The organism is Paraburkholderia caffeinilytica, assembly GCF_046030355.1.
GTDB lineage: Bacteria > Pseudomonadota > Gammaproteobacteria > Burkholderiales > Burkholderiaceae > Paraburkholderia > Paraburkholderia caffeinilytica_B.
In genome coordinates this window covers 365,011-380,673 of record NZ_JAQQCQ010000005.1, presented here as the reverse complement: position 1 = coordinate 380,673, position 15,663 = coordinate 365,011, and the positions used below count along the sequence as shown (strand labels likewise).

The window sequence follows — 15,663 nt, the reverse complement described above, 5'->3', positions numbered from 1 at the left end:
TTGGCTTTGTGGCGATAAGACTGGCTTATGGTTGATCGACGCAAGTTGACCGACGCTGGTTAATCGACGCAGGTTGGCCGGCGCGCCTAGCGTAAGAGCTTCGACACCGGCACGACTCGTCCGCCCGCCGACTCGATCACGCCGCGCACCGTGCGCGCGAGTTCGACGGCGCCTGGCGTATCGCCGTGCAGCAGGATCGATTGGACCGCCATCTTGAGCTTGTTGCCCGTGATCGTCGTGATCGCGCCGTCTTCGAGCAACGCCTTGACGCGTGCCAGAACAGCCGCGCGATCCTTGATGACCGCGCCTTCCAGCTTGCGCGACACGAGCGCGCCCTGATCGTCGTAGGCACGGTCGGCAAGAAACGTGTTGGCCGTGCGCAACCCGACGTGATCGGCCGCCCGTTCGATTTCCGTGTTCGTCGACACGCTGATGATCAGATCGCGATCGAATTCGGCGAGCGCTCGCACCAGCGGTTCGGCCAGTTCATACGATGCCGCAGCCATGTTGCCCAACGCGCCGTGAAAGCTCATGTGCGTGACGCGATGTCCGGCGCGCTTCGCGATGCCCGCAAGCGCGCCCATCTGATACACCACGTAATTCGCCAGTTCAAGCGGGTCCGCCTGAATCTGCCGGCGGCCGAAACCCATCAGGTCGGGAAAGCCGACATGCGCGCCGACGTCGATCTGGCGCGACAGTGCCATCCGCACCGTCTTGTCCATGATGACCGGGTCGCCCGCGTGATAGCCGCATGCGACGTTGGCGGACGAGACGATATCGAGCATCGCTTCGTCTTCGCCCATTTGATAGGGTCCAAAGCCTTCGCCCAGGTCCGCGTTGAGGTCGATTTCCACGCTCAGTCTCCATGCTTTAAGCAGTCTGTGCCGGGCTATCCGCAACGGACCATACCGGCTCAGTGTCTATCTATCGATATGCGTCTATGCCGACGGCGAAAGTTCGAGCAAGGGCGTGCCGTACCCGACCGTTGTGCCATGCGCAACGCACATCCGCATAACCATGCCATCTGCCGACGCGACCACGGGTACGCACAATTGCGCGATCTGTAGCAAGCCGACAATGTCGCCCTGTTCGACGTGATCGCCCGCGCTGACTAATGGCGTGGAGCGCGCCGGATGCGTCGACAGAAAGATGCCGGCCGACTTGGCGGTGATGCTGACGGATTGCGTCTGCGCAGTTTCCTCCGCGCGCGCGAGATCCTCTGGAACCTGAGACGAAACCACAGGCGTCGGCTTCGGCGCCTCTGCACCGGGAGCGCAAAGCGCCTGCTCCATCGTCAACCGAACCGTCGCCCCGGGCTTGCTGATTTCGATGAACTCGATATCGACTTCCGCCAGCCACGACGTGATCTGCCGAAGCTCGTCGATATCCACTTCGATTTTTTGTGTCATCTTTCAATGCCGGGAAGGACGAAATAACTCAACCAGATTGCGCACCTTGACGAGATAGCTGTCCAGTTCTTCCAGCGCGGCGACGGCTTCCGCATACGTCGTCTGAACAAAGCGAATCTTCGTACCAATGCGCGCCTGCGCGAGCCGCCACAAATCCGCTTCGATCACGGTGCCGATCTTTGGATAGCCACCCGACGGCTGTGCGTCCCGAAGCTGAATGATCGGCTGGCCGCTATGCGGGACCTGGATCACGCCCGGCACGATTCCATGCGAGCGCTTTTCGACCGAATGCGTCGCAACCAAAGTCGGACCGGCGAGGCGATATCCGTAGCGGTCGCTCTGCGGCGTCACTTTCCACCCCTCTCGCCAGAATGCTTCGAGCGATTCCGGCGCGTAGCAATCGTATTCCGCGGCGGGCAGCACGCGCACCACGGTTTCGCCTGCGGCGGCTGCGGGCAGGGGCAACGGTGCCGGTAACGAATACTCAGGCGGCACCGTGCCGAAACCCGCTGCGAGCACGGTATCGTGCGGCGCGATGCGCTCGGCGAGACCGACTGCTTTCACCACATCACCCTTCTGCAACTGACGACCGTTGAAGCCGCCGAACTGGCCGCGCAATTGCGTACTGCGCGAGCCAAGCACCACTGGTACATCCACGCCACCGGCAAGAGACAGGTAACAGCGCGTGCCGCTGGCCGGCACACCGATCGTCAGCACGTCGCCGTGTTTTGCATGCACGGTCCACCACGGCAACACGGGCCGGTCGCCCAATCGCGCCGAGCAATCCGCACCGGTGATGGCGAACGAAAGATCCTCAAGAAAGCGGACGCGGAAGGGAAACATCGGAATTTCGATGCCAGCCGCGTCGTCCGGATTGCCGAGCAGCAGATTGCCGACCGCGAGCGCCAACCGGTCCATCGCGCCTGCTGTTCCGACGCCGTAACGCAGATAGCCTTCACGCCCTTGGTCCTGCACCGTCGCGAGTGCGGATGAAGACAAGATCTCAATCATGGAACAATCCTCTCGACGCGAAAACGGATCATGTCACCGGGGGCGAGCGTGGCCGGGTTATCGCGCGTGGGGTCGAAGAACGACATCGACGTATGACCGATGGTGTTCCAGCCGCTCGGTCCCGTCGATGCCGAGACACCGGTCTGCACCCCGCCGATCGACACCGCGCCACCAGGCAAACCCAGCACCGGCACCTTGCGCCGCGGCGTGGCGATACGCGGGTCCATGCCGCCCAGATAGCAGTACCCCGGATGGCTGCCGAGCGCATAGACGGTGTAGAGCGGCGCGCAGTGCAATTGCACGACCTCGTCGACAGACAGGCCCGTGTGATTCACCACGTCCTGCAGATGCGGCCCGAACTCGCCGCCATATTCCACCGGCAAATCCACCACCCGCCCTTCGATCTGCAACTCGCCCGCCGCAGCCCATGCATCGCGCAGTGCGGCGCCGAGCGAGTCCGGATCTGCGGGCGGCCTGGAAAACGTCAGCATCAGATTGGTCACGCCGGGCACCGCTTCACGCACGCCCGGCCATGATTCGACCTCGCGCGCGAGCGTCCAGATGCGGCGCTGCGCATGCAGATCGAGCACGCCCGGTGCTTCGAACAGCATGGCCGTTGTACCCAGCATGCTGACGCAAAGCGCCTGCTCCGATTCATCCTGTTTCATTGCAAGGACAGTCCTCTGTGAATCCGGACGCAACCGTTCGGCTACGTCCCCGTGCGCAATCGACGCATGCTCGACAGTCAGCGTCATGTCTGTTTCCTCTTGGCGAGCCAACGCTCGAGATGATGAATATCCACCCCGCCCTCGCAGAACCCTTCGTCTTCGAGCATGGCCTGATGCAATGGCACGTTGGTGCGAATGCCTTCAATGCGCATCTCCGAGAGCGCGATGCGCATGCGCGCCAGCGCCTCTTCGCGCGTTGCGCCGTGGGTGATGAGCTTGGCGATCAGCGAGTCGTAATACGGCGGCACGACCGCGCCACCACTCATATGCGAGTCCACCCGCACGCCGTTGCCGCCCGGCAGTTCCCAAACGGAAATCTTCCCCGGACAAGGGACGAAGGTGAACGGGTCCTCGGCGTTGATCCGGCATTCCAGCGAATGACCCAGCGGGCGAATGTCCGACTGACGAATCGTCAACGCGTGTCCCTGCGCGATCCGGATCTGTTCCCGCACGACGTCGATGCCCGACGTCATTTCCGTCACGGGATGCTCGACCTGCAGCCGCGTATTCATTTCGATGAAATAGAACTGGCCGTTCTCGAACAGGAATTCGAAGGTGCCCGCGCCGCGATAATGCGTCTGCCGGCAAGCCTCGACGCAGCGCTCACCCACTTGCCGGATCAGTTCCGGATCGATGCCGGGTGCGGGCGCTTCTTCCAGCACCTTCTGGTGACGCCGTTGCAGCGAACAGTCGCGCGAACCGAGCCACAGGGCATTGCCGTGCGTATCGCACAAGACCTGGATCTCGACGTGACGCGGATGCTCGAGAAACTTCTCGACATAGAGCTCAGGCTTGCCGAAGGCGCGGCGTGCTTCCTCGCGCGTCACCGACACCGCCTCGAGTAACTGCTCGGGGCCCGGCACGACGCGCATGCCTCGTCCGCCTCCGCCACCCGCCGCCTTGACGATCACCGGATAGCCGATTTCCTGCGCGACGCGCAGGATCTCAGCGGGGTCATCCGGCAGACCACCGTCAGGGCCCGGCACACACGGCACGCCGGCCGCACGCATGGCGCGTTTGGCGGCGACCTTGTCGCCCATCGTTCGAATGGAGTCGGGCTCGGGGCCGATGAAGGCCATGCCCGCGGCCTCGACCTGCGCCGCAAAATCCGCGTTCTCCGACAGGAAGCCGTAACCGGGATGAATCGCCTGCGCGCCGCTCGCGTGCGCCGCAAACAGGATCGCGGCCCGGTTCAGGTAACTCTGCCCCGGTGTGGCGGGACCGATGCAGAGCGCCTCGTCGGCGAGCCGTACATACCGCGCATCGGCGTCGGCCTCGGAATGGATCGCGACAGTTTTAAGGCCGAGTTCACGGCAGGCGCGCTGGATTCGAAGCGCGATCTCGCCACGGTTGGCAATCAGTACTTTGTTGAACATGGCCGATCAGCCGATCCGGAACAACGGCTGCCCAGACTCCACTTCGCTGCCCGGAGCCACAAGAATCTCCAGAACGGCGCCGCTGAGTTCGGACTCGATCGCGTTGAACATCTTCATTGCCTCGATCGTGCAGAGCACTTGCCCTTCCTTGATCGTGTCGCCGGGATTCACGAAGGGCGCCTCGCCGGGCGCCGGCGTCAGATGAACGACGCCGAACATGGGCGCGCGAACGAGTTGCGGCTCACTGGCGGTTGCGGGGGCTGCCTGAGGGGTGTCGACGGATTGCGCAGGCTCGGCGAGCGGCGATTGAGCCCCTTGGCTGCCCTGATTGCCTCGGGTGGACGTCACAGCCACATGTTCATCGCCCGAAGGCACCTTGGCCCGCTTGCCGCGCCGTTTCGCCTTCACAAGCTTGACCCGCTCCTCGCCTTCGATGACTTCGAGCTTGGCTAGCGGAGAGTCCGCCAACAGGTCGATCAGCGCCTTAATCTTCTGGAGATCCATCTTTGAGTCCATAGCCGGTTGGACGCGCGCCGGTCGATTGGCGAGCGCGAAGCGCCGTTCGGGCTGGACGGCAACCCGATTCGATCTCCGGTTGCCTCGCCCGTGTGACGGCTAGCCTCGTCGCGCCGGCTCACTGCGAACCGGGGCGATCGACGATGGACTCAATGTATCCGGCGCATAAAAATTACGCCAAGACGGTTTGGCTTTGTAGCGATAAGGCGCGCTTATGTATCGGCGCCGGACTCGAAGCGCACGTCAAGGGCCAGGTCGCCGGCCAGTTCCAGCAGGATGTCCTTGACGGCCGCGGCGGGTTCGGAAAGCGGCAAATGGTCGGATAGACAGACCGAAAGCGGAATCTTGATGACGGGTGACACGATCCGGCATTGCACGACGTCGCCCGCCGCCGCCACGACCCGTGCGGTGGAATCGGGCAGGATGGTCGCACCGATCCCCGCGCTCACCGCGGCCGACAAGGTCGAGGCCGATTCGATCTCGGCCACGACCTTGGGGATCATCTGCACGCGTGCGAAACCCTCGTCGACGTACTTGCGCAGATAGTTGTACGGGCGCGGCAGCAGCAAAGGCACGTCGCGCAAATCCGTCACGGCGATCTGCTCCTGCGTGATCCCCATGCTGCGCGGCGCCACGAGAAACAGTTCCTCGTTCATCAGAAGCTGGAACGACAGGCCGTGGACGGGCTTGTCGCCGTACAGCACGGCCATGTCCATACGCCCGTTCATGATCAGTTCGCTCAACGTCGTGCCGAAATTCTCGTTGATGTAGAGCAGGATGTCCGGATGCCGGGCCCGCACGGTACGCAACAGCGGCAACGAAAGCGCCGACGCGCCGGTGCCGGGCGCGAGCCCCACCGAGACCTGCCCCGACAGCGTCTGACCGGCGCTCTTCACGTCGGCCTGAGCCTGTTCGTACTGACGCAGGATCAGCTGGGCGTGGCGATACAGCGTCGCGCCCGCTTCGGTGGCCGTGACACCCCGCTTGGTGCGCACAAGCAGTTGTTGCTGGAACTCGTCTTCGAGCGTGATCAACTGCTGGCTCAATGCCGGTTGCGCGATATGAAGCACTTCGGCAGCCTGCGTCAGGCTGCCGATATCGACGATCTTCACGAAGTACTTCAAACGCCGCAGGTTCACGGTAGTCGCGTCTCAACGTTAAGGGATGGCAATAATGATAGGGCAAGCGCCGTCCCGCGCACAGTGCTTAAAAAAACTGTCCTCTCATCGCGACAACGCGAAAACGCCGCTGTATCAGCGTATTCCCGCATGAGCCTCAGCCAGTCAGGCTGAGCGCGCACGCAGCACATCACGTCATAAGTGGATGTTATTGCGCCAGCGGAAAGACGTCTTGGCTTGAACTTTTTCGCACGCTTAATGTGAAGGCTCGTCAAATGCCGTTGAGGAGTCAAGTGTGAGTGCATCGCGAATTGCCGCCCGCGTCCAGCGAATCAAACCTTCGCCGAGCAGCGCCGCGGCCGACCGGGCCGCGGAACTGCGGCGGCAGGGAAAAACCATCGTCAACCTCGTCGTTGGGGAACCCGATTTCGACACGCCGGCGCATATTCGGCAGGCCGCTTTCGAAGCGATGGAGCGTGGCGAAACACGCTATACGCAAACAGCCGGCACGCCGGCGCTGCGCGCCGCCATCGCAGCGAAACTGCAACGCGAGAACGGTCTTTCGTACGATCCTAAACACATCATCGTGACGTGCGGCGCCAAACACGCGATCTTCAATGCGCTCGCCATCACCGTTGAAGCCGGCGACGAAGTCCTGATTCCCGCGCCTTACTGGGTGTCCTACCCGGACATGGTGCTCGCCTGCGACGGTGCGCCGGTCGTCGTGCCCTGCACCGAGGAAGACAGCTTCAAGCTCACCCCCGCCACCCTCGAAGCGGCGATCACGCCCCGCACGCGCTGGCTGATCGTCAATTCGCCGACCAATCCCACGGGCGCAACGTATAGCGCCGACGAACTGCGCGCATTGGCGGATGTGCTGCTGCGTTATCCGCGAGTGCTGGTGATGATGGACGACATCTACGAACACATCCGGTTCGAGGGCGAAGCATCACAGCACCTCCTGTCGATTGAACCCGAACTCAGCTCGCGCACCCTAGTCGTCAATGGCGTCTCCAAGACCTACGCGATGACCGGCTGGCGCATCGGCTACGCCGCCGGCCCCGCTGATCTGATCGCGGCCATGGACACGCTCCAGTCCCAATCCACCAGTAACGCCAGTTCGGTCAGCCAGGCCGCGGCGCTTGCGGCGCTGACCGGCGACCAGACATTCGTGCAGCAATCGGTGCGGACCTACAAGGAACGCCGCGACCACGCACTCGAAGCCCTTAACGCGATTCCCGGCATCAGCTGCAAAACCCCGGGCGGCGCTTTCTATCTGTATGTCAATTGCGGCGGCATGATCGGCCGCACCACACCGCAAGGCAAACGTCTCGAGGGCGACGCAGACGTCGTTCTGTATCTGCTCGAGCACGCCGGCGTCGCGCTGGTTGCCGGCTCGGCTTATGGCGTTTCACCTTTCTTCAGGATGTCGATCGCCACGAGCATCGACACCATCGACGAGGGCTGCAGGAAGATTGCCGCCGCGGTCGCGGCACTGACCTGAGAGTACGGCGACGACGTGAATACGTGGCGTCGTCGCTGAGCAAAAAAGACATGCCGCGCCGAGAGGACGCGGCAGTCGGTTTGGAGTTTTCCATTTTTCGTCAATCTGCAAGGGGATCTACTCGTGAAAAAACATACTTTAGGCATACTAACTGGATTTGGACTGGCAATTTCCGGGATCGCGCACGCGCAGTCGAGCGTCACCCTGTACGGCATCATCGACGAAGCAGTGCGCTACGACACCCACCAGAACAAATCCGGCGGGAAGCTTTTCACGATGGGTAGTGGCGGCGAGATTCAGGGTAGCCGCTGGGGCTTGCAGGGAAACGAAGATCTCGGCGGCGGCTTGTCCGCCATCTTCCAGCTCGAAGGCGGCTTTACGCCGAATACCGGCGTGACACAGCAATCCACGCCGTCCGGCACTGCCCGGCTGTTCGGCCGCACCGCGATGGTGGGCCTGAGCAGTACGGCCTACGGTACGGTGACGATGGGCCGGCAATACACGCTGGTGCATGAAATGGGCTGGACGCACGATATCTACGCGTTCGCCAACTACACCGCCACCGTCGGCTTTCAGGGCGCCGGGCTGACCGGCGGCGGCCGTCTGGACAATTCCGTGCGATATACCTCGCCGACGCTTGCCGGGTTCACCCTCAAGGGCTCGTATACGTTTGGTGGTGTAGCGGGCAGCGTTCACCAGAACTCGTCGCCGGCCGTCAGTCTTTCCTATGACCATGGCCCGTTGAGCGTGGGCGCCGCCTACCAGATCGTGAACGATATCGGCGGCCTGACGCCGGCGACCAGCACCTACGGCAGCACGTACTTCGGCGTGACGATCCCGGACAGTTCGCAAAAGATTTTCACTGCGGGTGCAACGTATAACTTCGGCGCGGCGAAGGTGTTCGGCTCATATATCTACAGCCACGTCTATCCGGCCGACTATCGCAACGACTCCTTCTCCGCCGCGGTCCAGTATTTCATCACGCCGGCACTCGTGCTCGACCTGCCGTTCTACATCGACTTCGTCCATCACGCAGGCCAGAGCGGCACGCGCATCACCACCGGTCCGACGTTCGACTATTTCCTGAGCAAGCGCACCGACGTCTATGTCGGCGTGGACTACAACCACCTCACCGGCGCATGGACGACCCTCGCCGCCGCCTCCGGCTCGAACCAGCCGTTCTATGGCTTCAACTCGCTGTTCGAAGCCACGATCGGCCTGCGTCACAAGTTCTAGTCAGCGGTATTGACGGTCTGTTCGGCGTCGCCTGACGCCGAACAGACCGCTCCGAAGGCCAAACAGCATCGGGACGCGCAATCGTCCCGATCGTCCATGCACGGCCCCAGCATCAGAAAGCGGGCCACGATCCGCCCATTCCGTCCATCCATCCCAGGAGGAACACTCATGAGAATCGGCATCCCTGCCGAAAGCCGCGCCGGCGAAACGCGTGTCGCCGGCACACCGGAAACCGTCAAAAAACTCACGGCGCAAGGGCATACCGTTCTGGTGCAACGCGCGGCTGGCGAGCGTGCCCATTTCCCCGACAGCGCCTACGCACAGGCTGGCGCGACATTGGTCGAATCAGCCGAAGCCTTCGCCGCCGACCTCGTCCTCAAAGTACAGACTCCGACTGAAACCGAACTGCAGCCCATGCAGCGTGACGCGATGCTCGTCGGCATGCTCAATCCATTCGACCTCGACCAGGTCGCCCGAATTCGCGCCGCAGGCCTGTCCGCGTTCGCGCTCGAATCGATTCCGCGTACCACTCGCGCGCAAAGCATGGACGTGCTGTCGTCGCAAGCCAATATCGCTGGCTACAAGGCCGTGCTGCTGGCGGCAAGTCTGTACCAGCGGTTCCTGCCCATGCTGATGACCGCTGCGGGCACCGTCAAAGCCGCGCGTGTACTCATTCTCGGTGCGGGCGTCGCGGGCCTGCAGGCGATTGCCACGGCAAAGCGTCTGGGAGCGGTGATCGAAGCGTCGGACGTGCGCCCCGCCGTCAAGGAACAGATCGAATCGCTGGGTGCAAAGTTTCTCGACGTCCCTTGCGAAACCGACGAAGAGCGTGAAGCCGCCCAGGGCGTGGGCGGCTATGCGCGCCCGATGCCGGCCTCGTGGATCGCACGCCAGGGCGCGTTAGTCCATGAGCGAGCCAAACTGGCGGATATCGTGATCACGACCGCGCTGATTCCGGGGCGTACCGCCCCCACGCTGCTCAGCGAAGAGACGGTACGTGAAATGAAACCGGGCTCGGTAATCATCGATCTGGCCGCAGGCAAGGGTGCAAGCGTAGGCGAGCGGCGCGGCGGCAATTGCCCGCTGACAGAAGCGGATGCGGTGGTGCTGCGCCACGGCGTCCACATCGCCGGCTATACGAATCTGCCGGCGATGGTCGCAACGGATGCGTCTTCGCTCTACGCGCGCAACGTATTCGACTTTCTGAAACTGATCATCGATACCGACGGCAATCCCAGAATCGATACCAGCGACGATATCGTGGCGGCCACCTTGCTGGGTCACGACGCCTCGATGCTGAAAACGGCATAAGGAGACGCAATGGAACTCATCACTCATACCACCACCAATCTCATCATTTTTGTTCTGGCGATTTACGTCGGGTACCACGTTGTGTGGAACGTGACGCCTGCCTTGCATACGCCGCTGATGGCCGTCACTAACGCGATATCCGCCATTGTCATTGTCGGCGCCATGCTGGCGGCAGGACTGACCGTGGGAGGCACCGGCAAGGCATTCGGCGCATTCGCCGTCGCGCTCGCCGCCGTCAACGTATTCGGCGGTTTCCTCGTGACCCGCCGCATGCTCGAGATGTTCAGGAAAAAAGACACTAGAAAACCGGCCGGAAACGAAGCCCACGGAGTCTCGCGATGAGCATGAATGTCGTCACCTTGTTGTACCTGGTCGCCTCCGTCTGCTTCATTCAGGCACTCAAAGGACTGTCGAATCCGAAAAGCGCCCGGTTGGGCAATGCCTTCGGCATGGTCGGCATGGCGCTCGCCATTCTGACGACGCTCGCGTTGATCGCGAAACAGGCGTCTTCGCTCGGCTCGAACCTGATGCTTGGATTGACGGTACTCGTTGTCGCGCTGATCGTCGGTGGTGCGATCGGCACGGTTGTTGCCGCGCGCGTCGAGATGACCAAAATGCCCGAGTTGATCGCGGCCATGCACTCGTTGATCGGTCTGGCCGCCGTTTGCATTGCTTACGCGGTGGTCTCCGAGCCCTCCGCATTCGGATTGGCCGCAACCGGCGGCGAGCTTCCTTATGGCAATCGCGTCGAGTTATTCATCGGCACCTTCATCGGCGCGATCACGTTCTCCGGGTCCGTGATCGCATTCGGCAAGCTGTCGGGCAAGTACAAATTCCGTCTGTTCCAAGGGGCGCCGGTTGTCTATCCCGGACAGCATGCGCTCAATCTCGCACTCGCCATTGCGATGGTCGGCTTCGGGATCGCGTTCTTTCTGACCCAGTCATGGTTGCCCTTCATCGTCATGACGGCGATCGCGTTCGCGCTCGGCGTGCTGATCATCATCCCGATCGGCGGCGCCGACATGCCGGTCGTCGTCTCTATGCTCAACTCGTATTCGGGCTGGGCTGCGGCGGGCATCGGCTTCTCGCTGAACAACCCCATGCTGATCATTGCCGGATCGTTGGTCGGCTCTTCCGGCGCGATTCTTTCGTACATCATGTGCCGGGCGATGAACCGATCGTTCTTCAGCGTGCTGCTCGGCGGCTTCGGCGCTGAAACCGCCGCTGAAAGCGGCGCGAAGCGGGAACAACGGCCGGTCAAATCCGGTTCCGCCGACGACGCCGCGTTCCTGCTCGGCAATGCCGAATCCGTGGTGATCGTTCCGGGGTATGGCCTGGCGGTTGCGCGCGCCCAGCATGCGCTGAAGGAATTGACCGACAAGCTCACCGGCAAGGGCATCGATGTTCGATATGCGATCCATCCCGTAGCCGGACGGATGCCGGGCCATATGAACGTGCTCCTCGCCGAAGCGGAAGTACCGTACGACCAGGTCTACGAAATGGACGACATCAACGCGGAATTCGGCCAGACCGACGTCGTGCTCGTGCTCGGCGCCAACGACGTCGTCAATCCCGCCGCAAAGACGGACCCGTCGTCGCCGATCGCCGGCATGCCGATTCTGGAGGCTTATAAGGCGCGCACCGTGATCGTCAACAAACGGTCGATGGCATCCGGCTATGCCGGTCTCGACAATGATCTGTTCTATATGGACAAAACGATGATGGTGTTCTCGGACGCCAAGAAAGTCATCGAGAACATGACCAAGGCGCTCGAATGAGCATCCATAAGCGACGACTATCGGCCCAGACAACTTTGGTCTTTGTCGAGCGGGTCTCGAAACGCTACCGTATAGCGTGCTGATCCCGCATTCACCGTTATAGGCCCTCACCATGCATGCACTTGTCATTCACGCACCCCTCGATCTGCGCATCGAGGACGTTCCCACGCCTGAGCCGGAAGCCAACCAGTTGCTCGTACGGGTTCGGGCCGGCGGTATCTGCGGCTCGGATCTCCATTACTTCAATCATGGCGGCTTCGGCACCATTCGTATCAAGGAGCCCATGGTGCTCGGCCATGAAGTCTCGGGCGCGGTCTCGCGGGTGGGACCTGGCGTGACGGATATGCCTGCCGGCACGCGGATCTCCATCAGCCCGAGCCGGCCGTGCGGCCTGTGCCAATACTGTCAGCAAGGGTTGCAGAACCACTGCCTGGATATGCGCTACTACGGCAGCGCGATGCGCACGCCGCACGTGCAAGGCGCATTCCGGCAAGAGATCGTGATCGACCGTTCACAGGCACACGTCGTGGCAGACTCGCTGAGCGATGCAGAAGCCGCGATGGCCGAACCGCTCTCCGTCGCGCTTCACGCCGTCCGGCGCGCGGGTCCGTTGCTCGGCAAGCGGGTGCTCGTCACCGGATGCGGGCCGATCGGCGCGCTGATCGTGGCGGCTGCGCGCAGAGCCGGTGCGGCGATGATCGTGGCAACTGACGTGAACACGTTGCCGCTCGAGAGCGCGAAGAAGGTCGGCGCCGACCTTGCGCTCAATATCGCGGAGACGCCGGATGCGCTCCAGCCGTTCGCCGTCGACAAGGGCAGTTTCGACGTTCTGTTCGAGGCAAGCGGCAACGCAGCGGCATTGCGCGGTGCGTTCGACGTACTCAAACCACGCGGCGTGATCGTCCAGGTCGGCCTCGGCGGCGACATCGCGTTGCCGATCAATGTGATCGTCGCCAAGGAGTTCGATCTGCGCGGCGCATTCCGCTTTCATGAAGAGTTCGCCGTTGCCGTCGAGTTGCTGAACAAGGGATTGATCGACGTGAAGCCCCTGATTTCCGGGGTTTTCCCGTATCAGGATTCGGTCAAGGCGTTTCAGACGGCGGGCGACCGTTCAAAATCGATGAAGGTGCTGGTGAGCTTCGATTGATCGTGCACATAGGGCGACGATGACGCGGCAAGCCGCGTCCGTCGGTTCGTCGTCATACGCTCACTCAGCGAATGAGTACAGGCTATAAACACAAAATGGCCGTAAAAAAGCCGACGTCGCGATGCAGACGTCGGCTTTTTTCCTTCCCCCCGTGCAGTGCTCAGTTATTGCATCGTGCTTCGAGTGCATCGATGAACGCGCGGTTCCAGCGACCTTCCTTCATCGCCCGCATGGTCTCAGCCTCCGCTTCAAGAACGGCTCGCGCTTTTTCGATGACATGCTCGGCATCGCCCTGCGGAATGGCCAGCAAGCCGTCCTGATCACCGACAACGATATCCCCCGGATTGACCACCATTCCGCCAACCGACACCGGCACATTGATTTCACCCGGACCGTCTTTATACGGCCCCCGGTGCGTAACCCCACGGGCGTAAACCGGAAAATCCCGATCGCGAATTTCCGCGACATCACGGATCGCGCCGTCCACAACCAAACCGACAACGCCGATGTTTGCGGCGTAGAAAGACAGAATGCCGCCGACCACGGCGTTGTTGAGATCACCGCCCGCGTCCACGACCAGAACGTCGCCGGGACGGCAAAACTCCAGCGCGCGCAGATAAGTCAGATTATCCCCGCCACGCGAGCGCACCGTGACCGCAGTGCCGGCCATCGTCTTCTTGCCCGGCCGTTGATACGGCTGGAGCCCCACGCTGCCGATGTTGCGATGCATGTTGTCGCTGAGCGCAGAGACGGGAATGTCGCGCAACGCGCTAAGGATGGTATCGGCAGCCTGAGCCGCCGACGGGTTCTTCCTGATGGCTTTGTACATGGTCGATCTTCGCTTCCGGATGTAAGGGGAGCGGCTCATGCAGATCACGAACGAGAGTAAGCACGACACCGCTGTAGCACGGATATAACGGTATCTCTCCCCTGCAAATCACGCCAAGACGGGTTCGTTCTTGCGCGATAGGAAACGCTTATGAAACGCAATGGCCAACGGAGGCGGTGCTGCTGAAATACGTCGAGATAGACGCTCCACCACCACTCACAAGCAGCGAAAGCAGACATTGGTTACCATCGCTCATTGCCCTTGGGATTTCACACCAATGCCCTCTTCCATTCGCAACTCGCTCGTCTGGATTTTCGACGCATTCGAGCGCGATTCAACCTATATTCGCAAACGGATGTTCGGCAGCGATGCCGCCTACATCGACGGCCTGCTGTGCCTGATTGCCGCCGATCGCGACAAGCCGTGGAATGGCCTGCTGGTGTGTACCTCGCAGGAGCGCCATGCCGCGCTCATTGAAGAACTGCCCGCCTTGCGGCCGCATCCGGTGCTGGGAAAATGGCTTTATGTGCCGCAAGACGATCCGGCATTTGAACCCACCGCCGAAAGAATGACGGCGCTCGTACTCGCGCGCGATCCGCGCGTGGGTGTCGAGCCGAAGCCGCGCAAACGGGGCGGTAAATCCACGTTGCCGAAGACATAAGGCATTGTTATCAGCCGCCTCGCCAGATGACATCCAGGCACTAACGCCGCAGTACGTTACCCGCGTTCAGAGACTCATCGAACCCAAGGCGCTCAACGTGCAGCACGAAGCTCAGCCGGCTCAAGATAGAAATTCCTGTTCCCCGCAAGACGTTCGACCATAAAGTCGATGAACGTCCTCACGCGCAGCGGCTGCTCGGTTCGGTGGCGATAGTAGATGTAGATGGCCTCGCGCTGCGTGACATGCCTGACGAGCAGCGGAATGAGTTCGCCACGCTTGATAGGCAAGGTCGCCGAAAAGCTGCCGAGTTGACCGATGGCGAGTCCCGCCAGCACGGCTTGGGTCTCCGCGTCCGTGTCATTGACGCATAAGGTCGCTGCGACGTCGCGATAGACGATCTCGTCACCAATCAGGAATTCCCACGGCGCCTGCTTGCCCGTATTCGCCCGCCGATAGCCCGTGCAACGGTGTGCGTCGAGTTCGTCGATAGTTCGCGGCGCGCCATGACGTTCGATATAGGCGGGCGATGCGCAGACAATCAGCTGAATCGGCAACAGCCGGCGCGCGATCGTGCCGCCCGACGGCGGAGAACCGCCACGAAAACCGACGTCGGCGCGATCGCTGACGAGGTCGGTGAAGTGGTCATCGAACTGCACGTCCAGTTGCACATTCGGGTGCAGTTCGGCGAATTCCAGAAAATACGGCCATAGCACGGTGCGCCAGAATGCGCTTGGCGCGCTCACTCGCAGCGGCCCGGCAATCGCGTCTTTCGATCGCCGCGCGTCGTCGAGTGCCGACGACAGGATGGCCAGCGCCGGTCTCACGCTGTCGAGAAGCCCTTGCCCCTCCTCGGTCAGGCTCAACTTGCGTGTGGTTCGGTGGAAAAGCCGAACCCCCAACTCCTTTTCCAGTTGCATGACCGCGTGGCTCGCGGCCTGCGGCGAGATGCCCTGATCCACGGCCGCCTTACGCAGGCTTCCCAGCGCCGCAGCCCGGACGAATATCGTGATCGCGCGAACTTCGTTCATGGCCGCTCGAA

At 62.0% G+C, this 15,663-nt stretch carries 16 protein-coding genes; 7 read left to right on the top strand and 9 right to left on the bottom strand.

Going from position 1 to position 15,663, the window contains the following annotated elements; translation table 11 throughout:
- Window positions 1-86 precede the first annotated feature (86 nt).
- From PQQ95_RS10885 to nac, 7 genes are all read right to left on the bottom strand, one after another.
- Window positions 87-854, bottom strand: coding sequence for a LamB/YcsF family protein (locus PQQ95_RS10885; RefSeq protein WP_408437382.1), 768 nt, complete (start codon window positions 852-854; stop codon window positions 87-89).
- Between the two features lie 84 nt (window positions 855-938).
- A complete protein-coding gene (locus PQQ95_RS10880; protein ID WP_408437381.1) occupies window positions 939-1,409 on the bottom strand; it encodes an acetyl-CoA carboxylase biotin carboxyl carrier protein in 471 nt (156 codons plus the stop codon).
- Window positions 1,410-1,412: 3 nt separating this feature from the next.
- Window positions 1,413-2,420 (bottom strand): 5-oxoprolinase subunit C family protein, encoded by a 1,008-nt coding sequence (locus PQQ95_RS10875; RefSeq protein ID WP_408437380.1) that lies wholly within the window; start codon window positions 2,418-2,420, stop codon window positions 1,413-1,415.
- Entirely contained in the window at window positions 2,417-3,088 is a 672-nt protein-coding gene (gene pxpB / locus PQQ95_RS10870) for a 5-oxoprolinase subunit PxpB (protein ID WP_408437470.1), read from the bottom strand. The genes PQQ95_RS10875 and pxpB overlap by 4 nt, the downstream gene beginning before the upstream one ends.
- An 83-nt stretch (window positions 3,089-3,171) precedes the next feature.
- A complete protein-coding gene (accC, locus tag PQQ95_RS10865; protein WP_408437379.1) occupies window positions 3,172-4,524 on the bottom strand; it encodes an acetyl-CoA carboxylase biotin carboxylase subunit in 1,353 nt (450 codons plus the stop codon).
- Window positions 4,525-4,530: 6 nt separating this feature from the next.
- Window positions 4,531-5,028, bottom strand: a complete 498-nt coding sequence (gene accB / locus PQQ95_RS10860; protein ID WP_408437378.1) for an acetyl-CoA carboxylase biotin carboxyl carrier protein — start codon at window positions 5,026-5,028, stop codon at window positions 4,531-4,533.
- Between the two features lie 224 nt (window positions 5,029-5,252).
- Complete coding sequence (nac, locus tag PQQ95_RS10855; protein WP_408437377.1) at window positions 5,253-6,179, bottom strand: nitrogen assimilation transcriptional regulator NAC; 927 nt, start codon at window positions 6,177-6,179, stop codon at window positions 5,253-5,255.
- 274 nt (window positions 6,180-6,453) lie between these two features.
- On the opposite strand from nac, the gene PQQ95_RS10850 reads away from it, so the two are divergent.
- The 6 genes from PQQ95_RS10850 (at window position 6,454) to PQQ95_RS10825 (ending at window position 13,134) form a co-directional block, all read left to right on the top strand.
- Window positions 6,454-7,662, top strand: coding sequence for an aspartate transaminase (locus PQQ95_RS10850; RefSeq protein WP_408437376.1), 1,209 nt, complete (start codon window positions 6,454-6,456; stop codon window positions 7,660-7,662).
- Window positions 7,663-7,785: 123 nt separating this feature from the next.
- Window positions 7,786-8,898 (top strand): porin, encoded by a 1,113-nt coding sequence (locus PQQ95_RS10845; protein ID WP_408437375.1) that lies wholly within the window; start codon window positions 7,786-7,788, stop codon window positions 8,896-8,898.
- 168 nt (window positions 8,899-9,066) lie between these two features.
- The gene (locus PQQ95_RS10840; protein ID WP_408437374.1) at window positions 9,067-10,209 is read left to right on the top strand and encodes a Re/Si-specific NAD(P)(+) transhydrogenase subunit alpha; all 1,143 of its coding nucleotides are present in this window, start codon (window positions 9,067-9,069) and stop codon (window positions 10,207-10,209) included.
- 9 nt (window positions 10,210-10,218) lie between these two features.
- Complete coding sequence (locus PQQ95_RS10835) at window positions 10,219-10,551, top strand: NAD(P) transhydrogenase subunit alpha part 2 (RefSeq protein ID WP_408437373.1); 333 nt, start codon at window positions 10,219-10,221, stop codon at window positions 10,549-10,551.
- On the top strand, window positions 10,548-11,987 hold the full coding sequence (locus tag PQQ95_RS10830) for an NAD(P)(+) transhydrogenase (Re/Si-specific) subunit beta (RefSeq protein ID WP_408437372.1): 1,440 nt from the start codon (window positions 10,548-10,550) through the stop codon (window positions 11,985-11,987). The genes PQQ95_RS10835 and PQQ95_RS10830 overlap by 4 nt, the downstream gene beginning before the upstream one ends.
- A gap of 112 nt (window positions 11,988-12,099) precedes the next feature.
- On the top strand, window positions 12,100-13,134 hold the full coding sequence (locus PQQ95_RS10825; protein ID WP_408437371.1) for an L-idonate 5-dehydrogenase: 1,035 nt from the start codon (window positions 12,100-12,102) through the stop codon (window positions 13,132-13,134).
- A 160-nt stretch (window positions 13,135-13,294) separates the two neighbouring features.
- Here PQQ95_RS10825 and PQQ95_RS10820 read toward each other — a convergent pair whose 3' ends face one another.
- Window positions 13,295-13,963, bottom strand: a complete 669-nt coding sequence (locus tag PQQ95_RS10820; protein ID WP_408437469.1) for an RraA family protein — start codon at window positions 13,961-13,963, stop codon at window positions 13,295-13,297.
- Between the two features lie 277 nt (window positions 13,964-14,240).
- Here PQQ95_RS10820 and PQQ95_RS10815 point away from each other — a divergent pair, with 277 nt between their 5' ends.
- Window positions 14,241-14,624 carry a hypothetical protein gene (locus PQQ95_RS10815; protein WP_408437370.1) on the top strand — a complete coding sequence of 128 codons (384 nt, stop codon included), beginning with the start codon at window positions 14,241-14,243 and terminating at the stop codon, window positions 14,622-14,624.
- 92 nt (window positions 14,625-14,716) lie between these two features.
- Here the strand turns inward: PQQ95_RS10815 and PQQ95_RS10810 are convergent, their stop codons facing one another.
- The gene (locus PQQ95_RS10810; protein WP_408437369.1) at window positions 14,717-15,652 is read right to left on the bottom strand and encodes a LysR family transcriptional regulator; all 936 of its coding nucleotides are present in this window, start codon (window positions 15,650-15,652) and stop codon (window positions 14,717-14,719) included.
- Window positions 15,653-15,663 lie beyond the last annotated feature (11 nt).